Source organism: Myxococcus sp. CA056 (genome assembly GCF_013336715.1).
GTDB lineage: Bacteria > Myxococcota > Myxococcia > Myxococcales > Myxococcaceae > Myxococcus > Myxococcus llanfairpwllgwyngyllgogerychwyrndrobwllllantysiliogogogochensis.
In genome coordinates, this window is record NZ_JABUMT010000004.1 from 671,582 (window position 1) to 684,138 (window position 12,557).

The following is a 12,557-nucleotide window of genomic DNA, read 5'->3' on the forward strand; positions in this document are numbered from 1 at the left end:
CGGCAGTCGGGAGCCACCCCCTGGGGGACGTCATGGTTTTCGTGAGCAGGTCCGTCATCGCCCTGACCGCGGTGTTGCTGCTCGGCGCCGCGGAGCCTTCCGAGCCCGCCCGGGCTGCCTTCGCTCGCGGTGAGTCAGCGCTCTCCGGTGGTCGTCTGGATGAGGCCGCCATCGCCTATCGCGAGGCGCTGGCCGCCACGCCTGGATACGCCCCGGCGCTCAATGGCCTGGGCAGTGTCCTGTTCCGCCAGGGCCAGCTGAAGGACGCCATGGCGCGCTTCATCGAGGCCACGGACGCGGACCCCCAGCACAAGATGGCGTTCTTCAACCTGGGCTATGCCGCGCGCAAGGCCGGGGATGCCTCCACCGCCGCGCGAGCGTATGCGCGCTACGTCCAGCTCGAGCCCGACGACGCGGACGGCTACTACGGACTGGCGGAGAGCCACCGTCAGCTTGGTGACAAGGCCCAGGCGATTGCCGCGTATCAGGGCTACATCGCCCTTGAGCGGCGGCCCTCGGAGCAGATCTGGGTGCAGAAGGCGCGAGGGCACCTGAAGGCCCTGGGCGGAGTGCCCCTGCCCGCGACAGCCGAGCGCACGGGCCCGCGTGTCGCCGCCGCGCCGCCACCTTCATCCGTTGTTCCCGCGAGCGAGGCCGTCCCTCCCGTGGGGAGCGCGGAGCCCGCGAGTGGCGTGCGTGAGAAGGGGAGCACCCCGAGCGCCACGCCCGTGGCGGGAAGTGCCTCCCCGGAGGGGAGCAGCGCGCAGAAGGGGACTGCTGCTCAGGCTGGGACTGTCGCTCCGGCGGGGAGCGCGGGCCCGGCGGTGGGGCTTGCCCAAGCTGAGTCGGCCTCATCCACGGGGAACGCCGCGCAGGATCCGCTGCCCTTCCCGTCGACACGCGCGGCCACGGAGGGCTCCCAGGAGCGGCCGTCGAACCCGGCGCTCGCGGCCTCGCGCATCCGTGATGGCGATGCGCTGATGAAGGAGCGCCGCTACCGTGAGGCGGCCTTCGCGTTCCTGGACGCGTCGCACGCGGACGCCAGCCATGTGGAGGCCCTCTTCAAGCTGGGCAATGCGTTGGCGGTGCTCGGCTACTACGGGCAGGCGGTGGAGAAGTGGGAGACGGCGACGCGGCTCACGCAGGACGCCGCCATCCGTCAGAGCGCGCAGGACAACATCACCCGGGCTCGCGCGAAGCTGGCCCAGGCGGGCGCTTCACCCCAGGCCGCGGGGCAGGCACCTGGCTCCGGACCTGTCGCTGACACGACGCGTGCCCAGGCCCGGCGAGCCTATGAGCAGGGCGTGCAGCGCATCGGTGCACGGGACTTCGCCACCGCGCTGACGCATCTGACCCAGGCCATCCAGCTCGAGCCCATGCTGGCGGTCGCCTACACCGCGCGCGGCAGCGCGAACATCGGCCTGCGTCGCTACGCGGAGGCCGCGGCGGACTACCAGTTCGCGTTGGAGTTGGAGCCCCAGGTGGCCTCCCCCCTTTACGGGTTGGCAGAGTCCTACCGCGCCCTCGGTCGCAACGCCGAGGCCCGTGGCCTCTACGAGCGCTACGCCGCTTCGTCCGCCGCGGATGTCCGACCTCAGCTCCAGGAGGAATCTCGACAGAAGGCCACGAAGCTGCGTTGACCGGCTGGCAGGCGGGCGCCGGGGCAGGTGGATCCTGTCAGTCCCAGGCACTAATTTGGATGCATGGCCGTGCGCGACGCGGAGATGGACGAACGGCAGGTTTTCCGCCCCCGTCGGGGGCTGGCGGCCTCGATGGCGGTGGCTGGCCTGCTCTGGGTGGCGGTGCTTCTCTACCTCTTCAAGTTCGAAGGGGTCCCGCTGAAGACCTTCCTCTCGGCGGGCTTCTTCATCCTCTTCTTCGGCGTCTCGCTCACGTACTACGCGCGAACGCTCATCGTCGTGGATGCCCGGGGCATCACCTACCGGGGCATGGTGCGAACCCGGCGGTTCTCCTTCGCGGATATCCGCAACGTGGACGTCCTGCCGGGGCCCGTCACCGTCTACGCGATTCGTGGACAGTGGGGATTCGTACACTTCACGAGCTTCTTCCGGCACCACCAGACGCTCGCCCGGATTCTCGTCGAACGTGCCGGGTTGGGGCCTCTGCCGGGCTGACTATCCCGTCGCCAGCACATAGGTGACGAGCAACCCCGCCAGCGCCGCCGCTCCGCCCAATCCAATGAGCCACCATTCCGCGTGAGCGCGGCGCACGGTGGGCCGAGCCTCCGAGGGCCCCTTTGCCTCGGCCCCCTCGCCGTCGGGTGTCGGAACCTCGACGATTCCTTCCGGGGGCCGTGAAGGGGGCTCACTGGCGACGGAATCAGGTGCGAGTTCCTCCAGCGGGGCCTGGAATCGCAGCAGCGTCCGGCCCAGCTCCAGGACGTCGCCATCGGACAGGGGCACCTGTTCTCTCACCCGCTGACCATTGACGAAGACACCGTTGGGACTGCCCAGGTCCTCCAGGGTGAAGGTGCCCTCGTCCTCGTCGTGGAGGATGCAGGCGTGGCTGCGCGAGACGGCGCGGTCTCGAAGGCGCAGCGTCGCCTCCTGGCCGCGACCCAGCCTGGTGCGTGCCTCCGCGAGCGCGTGGGTGCGGCCCACGTCCAGCCCCGTCAGACAGGTGAGGGTGGCGGCTCGGGACGGGGCGGGTGCGTCCAGGCCCGTGAGCAATCCCTTGAGCACGGCGACCGTGCCCAGGCCGCGCTCCATGGGGGCTTCCGGCAGCACGCTCAGGAGCATCGTGTCGGGCAGTCCCAGCACTTCACCCGGGAGGACCAGTCGGGACACACCGGGTGGCACGAGCACGCCGTTGACGTTGAAGGTCCGCGTCGCCTCCACCATGAGCTGGGACCCTTCGATGCGCAGGGTCAACAGCTTGGGCGGGAGGGACTCCAGGCGGATGTGGTCGTCGGGACCGCCGCCCAGCAGGTGGTGTCCTTCGGGCAGTTCGAAGGGCGTGGTGGTGCCCAGGTGTTGGAACTCGAAGCGCATGGCCCGACGTGGAGCAACGCGCGGACCGGCACGCCGCTCGGGGAATCGCGCGCTTACCGGGCGTGAGCGTCCGGGACGGCGTCAGTCCATCCCCACGGCGAGACGCTCGCCCGGATACACCGCCACGCCCGAGCCATCCGCGACGAACGCCGACGTGGGAGTCCCGCTCAGGACGGACGTGAAGCGGTCGCCATACAGCCGCGAGACGTCACAGTCGAAGGCCACGTCGTCCGCCTGCCACACGGACCACCGCGGGTGCTCCACGCGGTACTCGGCGCAGCCGCCATCGCGCTGGGGCGTGTAACCCCAGTAGTGCTCGGTGATGAACTCTTCCTGCGAGTCGGGGGCGCTGGCGACAGGGCGGCCGCGAGTGCTCGCCGCCAGGCGCTGCCAGCGGCCCTCGTGCTTCCACGCGTATTCCAGCCGGCCCGGAGCGCCCTGCTCGGCGCCCTCCATCTCCACGATGTGCCGCATGGGCAGCGCGAGATAGGGCTCGTTGTAGACGACGCGCGCCACGGTGGCGATGGCCCAGCGAGGGACCAGCTCCCGCACGAAGGCCACGCCGCGCCGCCAGCCTTCGGGGCCGCGATGGCGCACGTAGTAGCGCAGGTTCACCTCGTCGAATTCCCGGTGGAAGGGCACCGCGAGTCCGCGCACGCGGGTGTCCAGGAAGCGGAAGCCCACCATGCTGACGAAGGTCTTCCCCTGCCACGTGTCCAGCTCCGTGCCCCGCGGCACGAGCGGCGCGAGCACCTTCGGGTCCACCTCGTAGTTGAGCATCACGAGGTACCGCCACGTGGCCGTGAGAAAGGGGCGCATGCCCCTTCGTAATGCGCGCGAAGCCGCGACGTCCTGGCCGGCGCATCCTTCCCGGCACTCCGGCTTACTGGATTCGGAAGCCGATGTTTTGTGGCAGCGAGAACATGTAGAGGGTCGCCACCACCATCATCACCCCTGCCAGCGCGAGGAGGGCGATCTTCAGCGAGGGGTGGAGCAGCTTCGTCGACACGCCCGCGAAGAAGAGGACGGAGGCGAAGAGGACGACGCAGAAGGTGAAGTTGTCGCCGTTCTGGTTGGACTGTCGCGCCTGTTCGAAGGCCTTCTCGGCTTCTGCGGCCAGCTCCCGACTCTTGTCGAGCGTGGCGGGGTGGTACTCGGGTCGGGTGAAGGGCGTTCCCTCTGGAGCCTCGCCCGGGCGGGTTGCCTCCGCGCGCCAGGCTTCGAAGGCGGGTCTGAATTCCTCCCGGAAGCGGCGCTCGTAGAAGTCGAGCCTTTGCGAGTCGCCGTCGGTCCACGCGTCCGCCCAGCTCTCGAAGAGGCTGGTGTCGATTTCAACCAGCAGCGCCATCGTCGTGGAGGCGCGCACCGACTCCGCACGCAGCGCGTTCGCCTTGCTGTACTGGAAGGATTGGTCTCCGCTCCACCGGGTCGACTGGTAGGCGGTCCATGCGGACCCAACGGTGGCGAGGGCCAGCAGCACGGTGGCCAGGAGCTCCAGCACGTACTCACGGCGCCGCTCATGCGCGGGACGGAGGTGGAGGAGCGCGTCGGCGATCTCCTTCTTGAGTTCGGGCGGAACCGTCGCGGGCGTGTCCATGTCGTGGGCCCTTCGTCACTGCGGTGGGGTGGGACTCGTCGTGGCCTGGGTCGCCGTCACCACGGGCCCCTTGGGGCCTGGCTGGAGCTCGTACTGCACGGAGCCCTGTCGCGATGGACAGCAGAGCGGGTCGTCCGCGGCGTAGCGACGCACGGTAGCCGTCAGGTTCCTGGGGCTGTAGAGGCGGACCTCGCCCATGGCTCCGTCGAAGCGGTCCGTCATCGGCTCCGGTGCCAGGGTGCCCGCGAGGCGCCCGTCGACGAAGACGAACACCTGGAAGCCCATGGCGCGGCACATGCCGTCGCCTTCCGCGGCGGCGGTGATGACCTCCGTCGTGTCGAAGACCTGGAGCGGGCCCAGCAGCGTCCACCCCGCCTTCACCAAGGCCCGGTCCGACGCGGTGGTGGGCTTGCGCGCGAACCGTGCGCAGCGTCCGGTGCGAAGGGACTGGCCATCGCCCGGGAGCGCCTTGGGCAGGCGAGCGCCCGACGTGTTCCAGGAGGGCAGGGGCTTCGCGTCCAGCCAGGTGGAGCCCGTGGATACGGAGTCGTCGGAAGCCGCCATCGCGAAGAGGGGTGCCAACACCGCGCAGAGCAGGGCCGTGGGCGCGAGCAACCGACTACGCGACATGGGCGAAACCTCCCGGAAGATGCCGGCTTGAAGATGGAGCCTGCGCCCCGCGAATGGGACGCAGAGGGCACGGCCGGGCAGGTGCGCGGAGGGTCGCCAGGGCTTCCCTTCGTGGCGAACGGGCCCACTCTCCACCGTGAAGTCGCTAGGATGCCCGCCGCCGATGCGCACCCCTTCCACCGTCCTTCTCCTGACCCTCTCGTGCCTCGTGGCCGCGTGCCGCGATGAACAGGCGGGCCCCAAGCCGCGCACGTCCCGACTGCCCGAGCCCGCGAAGGCCCGCGTCCTGGACGCCGCGCCCTCGGACCTGACGTACCGAAGCGGCGCCACGTTCGCGGGGGGCTCGGTGGTGTACCTGGGCTCGAAGGTGACGCCCGCTCATGCCACCCCGGGCGAGCAGGTCCGGCTGGCGCACTACTTCCAGGCGGTGCGTCCGCCTCCGCAGGGGTATGGCTTCTTCGTCCACGTGGTGGACGCGGCGACCGGCGGAATGCTCGTCAACGCGGACCACGAGATTCAGGACGGCGCGGCGCCGCTGGCCTCATGGCCGGTGGGCAAGGTCGTCGAGGACATCCACTCCGTGCCGATGCCGCCCGTGCCCTCTCGGGCGATGCTGGGCTTCTGGCGCGGCGACGAGCGGCTGCCTGTGGATGACGCCGCCTCTCACGACGGGGCACACCGAATGCTTGGTCCCCAGCTCGGCGGCGCGGCTCCGGAGCTGCCCGAGTATGTCGTCCGCAGGGCGGGCACCGCGCCCACCATCGACGGTGTGCTCGACGACGCGGTCTGGAAGGAGGCCGCGCCCGTGGTGTTGAGGGGCAGCTTCGACGGGCGCGCGGTGCGACTGCGCACCGAGGCGCGTCTCGCCTACGACAACGCGTACCTCTATGTGGCCTTCGACAGCGAGGACCCCGACGTCTGGGGCACGCTGCGCAAGCGCGACGACCCCATCTACGAGCAGGAGGTGGTGGAAATCTTCCTCGACGCCAACGCGGACGGGCGCACGTACAACGAGCTGCAGGTGTCACCGCACAACGTCAACTTCGATGCGTACTTCCCCGCGCGTCGGCAGGGAATGGACCTGTCCTGGGACTCGGGGATGACGACGGCGGTGAAGGTCCGGGGCACGCTGGACGACGCCTCCGACAAGGACGAGGGCTGGTCCGTGGAGATGCGGATTCCCTTCGCGAAGCTCGCCGAGGTCCCCCAGGTGCCTCCCCAGCCGGGAGCGCGCTGGCGCTTCAATCTCTACCGCCTGGAGCACCATGGCCGCCGCACCGTGGAGGGGCAGGCCTTCTCGCCCCTCTTCGTCGGTGACTTCCATGCACTGCCGCGCTTCGCGTGGCTGACCTTCCAGTGAAGACGACCGTGCCCCGCGCGCTCACGCGTGCGGAGTGATGTCCCACTGGGCATCCGCCACGGAGCGCTCGGAAGGGTCCCCGAGGAAGCGGAGGTAGCCCTGGAGCTCCAGCGTATCGATGAGCTCCTCGGCTTCCTGCTGGGAGAAGCCCTTCATGTCCACGAGCAAGTCCCGCATGAGCGACTTGCCGCGCAGGTAGCCCACGGGTTCTCCAGGGCCCAGCGCGTCCTTCAGGTCCGCCGTCAGTTGCCGCAGGTCGATGTCCTCGGGATTCATCGCCTCAACGATGGGAATGCCGCGCATCAACGGCAAGTCGAGCGTCCTCACCGGCGGGCTCGCGCGTCAGGTGAGGGACCAGCCGGACATCCCGCCCGTCACTCTCCACGGTGACGGCGCCGTCGATGTCCGTCCTCCAACACTCGCTGCCCGCTGCGCGATAGCGCGCCTCCACCTCCGGATGGGGAAAACCGAAGCGGTTGCGCCGGCCGACACAGAACACCACGTGCTTGGGGCGTATGCGGTCCACCAGGGCCTGCGTGGAGGACGTGCGTGAGCCGTGGTGCGGGGCCTTCAGCACCGTCACCGGGCCCAGGCTGTCAGCCAGAAGCTCCTCTGCGTCATGCTCCATGTCTCCGGGCAGCAGCACCGTGACGTCACCGTGGCGGACCCGCAGCACCACGCTGCGGTCATTCACGCCTTCCAACAGCTCGCGCTCCGCGTCCCCCGGCGGGCCCAGGACCTCCACCGTCGCCTCGCCCAGGAGCAGCGAGGGATGTCCGGCCTGCACTTCCTCCACGCTCGCATCGCGCGCGGCCGACACCACCTGCCGAGACAGCGGTCCGCCCTCGTCGCCCGCCGGCAACCACAGGCGCGCGGTGGGCACGTGCTCCAGCGTGGACACCAACCCGAGCGCATGGTCCGGATGCGGATGGGACAGCACCGTCAGGTCCAGTGTGGAGATGCCCTGGTGTCGGAGGTAGGGGACGACGAAGCGCAGCCCCGTGTCGGCGCCTCCTGGCGAGCCACCGCCATCCACGAGCGCATGGTGTCCGCGCGAACTGAGCACCACCGCGTCTCCCTGGCCGACCGAGAGGAAGGTGACGCGCAGGCCCGGCTCGGGCGCGAGCCGTGGAACGAGCGCCGCGGCGACCAGGGCCACCGGCGCCAGCCATCCGCCCCCGCGCCACCGGCCCGTTCCCAGGGCCCACGTCAACAATCCGAAGGCATAGAGCGCCGACCAGGCCCCGAGTGGCGGTACCTCCACCGAGGCCAGGGGCATGGCCGCGAACACCCGGGTGAGCCACAGCAGGGCCTCCGACGCCCAGGCGCCCGCCCACAGCACGGGAGTCGCCAGGGGAGGCGCCACCACGAACAGCGCAGCCCCGCCCGCCGCGAGTCCCGTGAGCAGCCCGCACAGGGGCAGGGCGACGACATTGGAGAGGAGCCCCGCGAGGCTCACCCGCCCGAAGGCCGACGCCGCCACGGGCAGTCCCGCGAGTGTTGCCGCCGCGCTCGCGCACAGCGTCTGTGCCACGGCCTCGCGTCCCTGCCCCCACAGTCGCGCCCATCGACGTGGCTCGCGCGGGTCCGGCCGAGGGAAGGGCAGGGCCAGTCGCAGGGCCGGCACGAGCAGCACGAGTCCGAGCACCGCGAGGAACGACAGTCGCAGCGACAGGTCCTCCACGCTGGAGGGCGCACACAGCACCAGCACCAGCGCGGCGGCACAGAGGCCATTCAACCCGTCCGCGCGCTTCCACCACGCCAGGCCCAACAACACCACCGTGGCCATCACGGCTGAGCGCACCGCCGGCGGCTGGCTGCCGGTGAACAGCACGTAGGCCCAGACGAAGGGCACCGCCGCGGGTGCCGCCACCCGTCGAGCATCCAGCTTCCGCCACCGGGCCCCCGCCCGCACCAGCAGACGCCGCAACAGCGCGAGGGTCATCAGCGCCAGGGCCGCGACATGGAGCCCGCTCACGCTCAGCACGTGCGCGAGACCCGCCCGGGAGAAGGCCTCCTCCCAATCCGCGTCCAGCTCCGCGCGCCGCCCCGCCGCGAGCGTGAGGAAGAGGGCCGCGGAGTCACGAGAGGGCGCTACCCGGTGCGTCGCCTCGGCGAGCCGCTCCCGCGTGTCCTCCATCACCCAGCGCCACGCGGGCGCGAGCGACAGCACCAGCACACGCTCCGCGCTCGTCGCCCCCGTGAAGGCCACGCCCTGCCTGCGCCGGACCGACGTGAAGTCCTTCTCACCTGGATTGGCGGCGGGCGCGTCCGGAGCAAGGCGAACCCTTGCCCGCAGTCGTTGACCCGGCAGCAGTGGCGGCGCGGCTCCGCGAAGCGTCAGGTTCAGCTTGAAGCGGGCACTCTCGAGCGCCCCTTCCTCGGGCCCCGCGCGAACCACCGCGAGCCGGACCCGGGTGGCTCCGTCCAGGAGGTCCACCCGCCCGGCTTCGCCCTCCACCACGGCCTCGCCGCCCTTCGCCAGGGCCGTCGGAACCAGGGTCTGGGATTCCCAGCGCGCCAGGCCCGCACCGGCCATCCAGAGTGCGCCCAGCACCGCCAGATGAGCACCAGGCAGCCGGGCGAGCACCAGCCCGGCCACTCCCAGCAAAACCCCGCAGACCAGAAATAGCTCCGCCGGGCCGTCCGTTCCAGGAGACCAGAGAGCGCCTAGCAGCAAGCTCAACGAAGGAAAGAAAAGGGGACGCGTCCCCAGGTCGCGCCACGCGTAACGATCCACCCGCCACCCCGCCCAACACCGTCCGTCACGCCGGCTCGTACACCGAGCGATACCGCGTACGAAAACCGACAACGTAGTCGGGCGCGTCCTGGGTGGTCAAGGCGATATCGTTGCCCGTGGATGTGGTTTGTGGTAGTAGTGCCCGGCTTGGTGATGGAAGGCCGGGAGCGAGTCTTTCAAGGAGGCAGTTAGTGCAGACCAGCTTCAAGACTGGTGACAAGGCGGTTTATCCGGGCCAGGGCGTCGGTGAGGTGATGGGTATCGAGCACACCGAAGTGGCCGGGCAGCGCCAGTCGTTCTACGTGCTGCGCATCTTGGAGAACGGGATGCGGATCATGATCCCGATCAACAAGGTCGGGTCGGTCGGCCTCCGGGAGATCATCAGCGAGGAGGACGTCAAGCAGGTCTATTCCATCCTCAGGGAGAAGGACATCTCGGTCGACTCCACGACCTGGAACCGGCGCTACCGGGAGTACATGGAGAAGATCAAGACGGGCTCCGTCTTCGAGATCGCCGAAGTGCTGCGCGACCTCTACCTCCTGAAGGGCGACAAGGACCTGTCCTTCGGCGAGCGGAAGATGCTCGACACGGCGCGTTCGCTGCTCATCAAGGAGCTGTCGCTGGCCAAGGACTGCACCGAGGAAGAGATCGAGTCGGACCTGAAGAAGATCTTCAACCTCGCCTGAGCTACACGGGCTTCCGCCCGAGAGACTCCTTGCCCCGGGTTCCCGCGAAGGGAACTCGGGGCTTCGTCTTTTCACGTCATGAACGAGTCGCCTTCCTCCTCCTCGGTACAGGCCGAGCGAGACGCGCGCATCGCCGAGCTCGAGTCGAGCCTCGCGCGGCGTCGCGTGGGTGTCAGGCCGCTGGCGGCCGTGCTGGGCATCGTGGTGAGCCTGGCGCTCCTGATGATGCAGCGTCGGGAGCTGGCGTACTTCTTCTCGTCCCGGGTTCCCCTGACCTTGGGCGTGGAGGGGGACTACCGCTTCGACGCGCTCGCCTCCAATCGCTACGCCCAGGTGCATGGACTTCCCACGGCGCGAGGCGCCTACGAGCGGGATGGGAGCGCGCTGTTCGTGCTGGTGGGCCTGCGCGAGTCGCCCTTCGTCGTGCGCCGGCCCGCGTTGCCCGGCGAGGACTGGGTGACGGGGCGGCCTCCGCCTCCTCCAGACCCGAGGCCCTTCGGCATCCGGGGGCGCCTGCTCTCGGAGGACGATGCGCCGCGCTACCGCGATGCGCTCGCGCTGTTGCGAGGCATGGGGGAGCTCCAGGCCCACGACGGCAAGCTGTGGTTGCTCATCGAGGGCGAGCGGCCGGGCGAGGACCGTGGGCTCGTCCTGGCCTGTCTGGCACTGCTCGCCTTCGGCGTGCTCAACGCGGTGCTGCTCTACAAGGCGCTCAAGGGGCCTGCTCGAGCCGCCTGAGTCCCTCGGTGGCCCTGCGGTTGCCCGCGTCGTACTTCAGGGCCTGCTGGAAGGCCGAGCGGGCCGCGTCGGAGTCTTGGGCCTTCATGTGGTCCGCGCCAGAGCGGACATACAGCGTCGAGAGCTGCGCGCGCAGCTGGGGCCCCAGGCGGCTCCACCCCCTGGACAGCTCCTGGTCGACGTTGACGGCGACGGTGAGCTGGGTGATGGCGCGAGTCGTATCGCCCTTCGCCAGGGCCTTGCGCGCCTCGCTGCCCGCGGCGTCGAAGCGGACGAGCTTCGCGTGCAGCGCCGTGAACCGGCCGGACTTCGCCATCTCCATGGCGGACGTCACCTCTCCGGCTTCATAGAGCCGCAGGACCTCCGCTTCCGTCGGAGGGCCCAGGGGCTTGGTGTCACGGGCCTTCGTGTTCGTGACGACCTTCTCAGCGGAAACGGCCTCGTCATCGGAGGACATGGCCTGGAACGCGGGGACTTCTTCCGTCGTGTCACGCGTCCCACGCGGGGGGGCGCGGACCGCTCCGGTGGCCAGGTCGCTCGCGCTGAGGCTCGAGGGCGAAGCAGCGGTGTCTGTCCTCGACGGACGCGCCGCGGCCGTGGCAAGGGCCGTCGCGCGCGGTTCTGCGGGCGCGGCGGACGTGTCGGTCCGCGAAGCCCGTGTAGCGCCCGACGCGATGTCCCGAGCGCTCAGGCCCGCCGTCGACGTGGACGAGCCGCCCTGGGACGGTCGGACCTTGTCAGGGGCGCGTGAATCGTCATCCCCGGACGCGGCAGCCTGAGCCTTTCGCTCCTCGTTCCGAGTGGCGGCGCGAGGCTCGTCACGTTCGGTGCCGCTTCTCCGCGTCCTCGCCGGTGTTTCGCCGACCGTGTCGTCGCCCGTGGGCGCACGGTCCGTGGCTCTGGCGGTGGGACGCACGTTCCCCGTGTCCACGAGGAGGGGACGATCATCCTCCGGTTGGGCGGGTTCGGACGGCGGAGTCTGCCCTCGCGTAGAAGCGGAGCCACCCGAGCGCGTCGCCTCGTTGGTGGGTGCCGTCCGATTCGAGCTCAGTCCCACCGCGAGCACGGTGATGAGGGCCGCCACGGTGGAGCCCAGGCCCGCGGCGACGAGTCCCACGCCCCAGGGGCCGAGACCTCGCTTGCGCGGAAGGGGTTCGGGGGTGGCGCCGGTGAGGGCGGGGATGCCCGCGGCGGGCGTGCCACCCGGACCGCGCAGCCGCAGCATCGCGTTGCCCAGGGTGATTTCGTCACCCTGCATCACCTCGACTTCATCGGTGACGCGGTTGCGGTTGATGAAGGTGCCGTTCTGGCTGCCCAGGTCCTTGATGAAGACCTGGTCGCCCTGGCGGGTGATTTGCGCGTGACGCCGGCTGATGGATGGATGCTGGAGCCGCAGGTCCGACGAGGACGACCGCCCCAACACCAAAGGCCCCTGCTGCACGGGCACGAGCTGACCCGCCCCGGGGCCTCGCTCGACGTAGAGGAAGGCCGGTGGATGTCCGGGGTTCGAGTACTCGCGTCCCCAGTCAAACCGGCCGGACAGCTCCCGGTCGTTCTTTTCCCGGCCCTTGCCGCCGCTCTTCGAGCGTCCCTTGCGAGAGCCCGCCGGAAACTGGGGCACCCGCTGGGGGCGAGGGTCGTCGGCCTGGAGGGGGGCCACCTCATCATCGTCGAAGGGCAGCTCCACCTCGGGCTCCTTCGGCGCCTGCGTACCCGGCGGACGGGGAGGGCGGGGCGGGCGCTTGGGATTCGGTGGAGCCATGAACACCATTCTCGCTGATTGAGGACCGGCTGG

At 70.1% G+C, this 12,557-nt stretch carries 12 protein-coding genes; 5 read left to right on the plus strand and 7 right to left on the minus strand.

Translation table 11 applies throughout. The features are described 5' to 3' along the window. The first annotated feature begins 32 nt into the window (after window positions 1-32). Window positions 33-1,640, plus strand: a complete 1,608-nt coding sequence (locus HUA76_RS21080; RefSeq protein WP_174461889.1) for a tetratricopeptide repeat protein — start codon at window positions 33-35, stop codon at window positions 1,638-1,640. A 63-nt stretch (window positions 1,641-1,703) separates the two neighbouring features. Beyond that, the gene (locus tag HUA76_RS21085; RefSeq protein WP_141646302.1) at window positions 1,704-2,135 is read left to right on the plus strand and encodes a PH domain-containing protein; all 432 of its coding nucleotides are present in this window, start codon (window positions 1,704-1,706) and stop codon (window positions 2,133-2,135) included. Here the strand turns inward: HUA76_RS21085 and HUA76_RS21090 are convergent, their stop codons facing one another. From HUA76_RS21090 to HUA76_RS21105, 4 genes are all read right to left on the minus strand, one after another. Further along, window positions 2,136-3,011, minus strand: coding sequence for an FHA domain-containing protein (locus tag HUA76_RS21090; protein ID WP_174454937.1), 876 nt, complete (start codon window positions 3,009-3,011; stop codon window positions 2,136-2,138). Between the two features lie 81 nt (window positions 3,012-3,092). Continuing rightward, window positions 3,093-3,830: a YqjF family protein gene (locus HUA76_RS21095; protein ID WP_174454938.1), complete on the minus strand. Its 738-nt coding sequence runs from the start codon at window positions 3,828-3,830 to the stop codon at window positions 3,093-3,095. Window positions 3,831-3,894: 64 nt separating this feature from the next. After that, window positions 3,895-4,608: a hypothetical protein gene (locus HUA76_RS21100; protein WP_141646305.1), complete on the minus strand. Its 714-nt coding sequence runs from the start codon at window positions 4,606-4,608 to the stop codon at window positions 3,895-3,897. A 15-nt stretch (window positions 4,609-4,623) separates the two neighbouring features. Continuing rightward, window positions 4,624-5,238, minus strand: a complete 615-nt coding sequence (locus HUA76_RS21105) for an LppP/LprE family lipoprotein (protein WP_174461890.1) — start codon at window positions 5,236-5,238, stop codon at window positions 4,624-4,626. A 163-nt stretch (window positions 5,239-5,401) separates the two neighbouring features. Between HUA76_RS21105 and HUA76_RS21110 the strand changes: the two genes are divergently transcribed. After that, window positions 5,402-6,598 (plus strand): carbohydrate-binding family 9-like protein, encoded by a 1,197-nt coding sequence (locus HUA76_RS21110; RefSeq protein WP_174461891.1) that lies wholly within the window; start codon window positions 5,402-5,404, stop codon window positions 6,596-6,598. A 21-nt stretch (window positions 6,599-6,619) separates the two neighbouring features. Here the strand turns inward: HUA76_RS21110 and HUA76_RS21115 are convergent, their stop codons facing one another. Beyond that, window positions 6,620-6,874: a hypothetical protein gene (locus tag HUA76_RS21115; protein WP_174462013.1), complete on the minus strand. Its 255-nt coding sequence runs from the start codon at window positions 6,872-6,874 to the stop codon at window positions 6,620-6,622. 4 nt (window positions 6,875-6,878) lie between these two features. Then, window positions 6,879-9,338 (minus strand): DNA internalization-related competence protein ComEC/Rec2, encoded by a 2,460-nt coding sequence (locus tag HUA76_RS21120; protein WP_174461892.1) that lies wholly within the window; start codon window positions 9,336-9,338, stop codon window positions 6,879-6,881. A gap of 191 nt (window positions 9,339-9,529) precedes the next feature. On the opposite strand from HUA76_RS21120, the gene HUA76_RS21125 reads away from it, so the two are divergent. Both HUA76_RS21125 and HUA76_RS21130 read left to right on the plus strand, forming a co-directional pair. After that, window positions 9,530-10,024, plus strand: coding sequence for a CarD family transcriptional regulator (locus HUA76_RS21125; RefSeq protein ID WP_002639129.1), 495 nt, complete (start codon window positions 9,530-9,532; stop codon window positions 10,022-10,024). A 78-nt stretch (window positions 10,025-10,102) separates the two neighbouring features. Then, the gene (locus HUA76_RS21130) at window positions 10,103-10,762 is read left to right on the plus strand and encodes a hypothetical protein (RefSeq protein WP_174461893.1); all 660 of its coding nucleotides are present in this window, start codon (window positions 10,103-10,105) and stop codon (window positions 10,760-10,762) included. On the opposite strand, the gene HUA76_RS21135 is transcribed toward HUA76_RS21130, so the two are convergent. Continuing rightward, complete coding sequence (locus tag HUA76_RS21135; protein WP_174461894.1) at window positions 10,737-12,524, minus strand: FHA domain-containing protein; 1,788 nt, start codon at window positions 12,522-12,524, stop codon at window positions 10,737-10,739. The genes HUA76_RS21130 and HUA76_RS21135 overlap by 26 nt on opposite strands. Window positions 12,525-12,557: the final 33 nt, after the last annotated feature.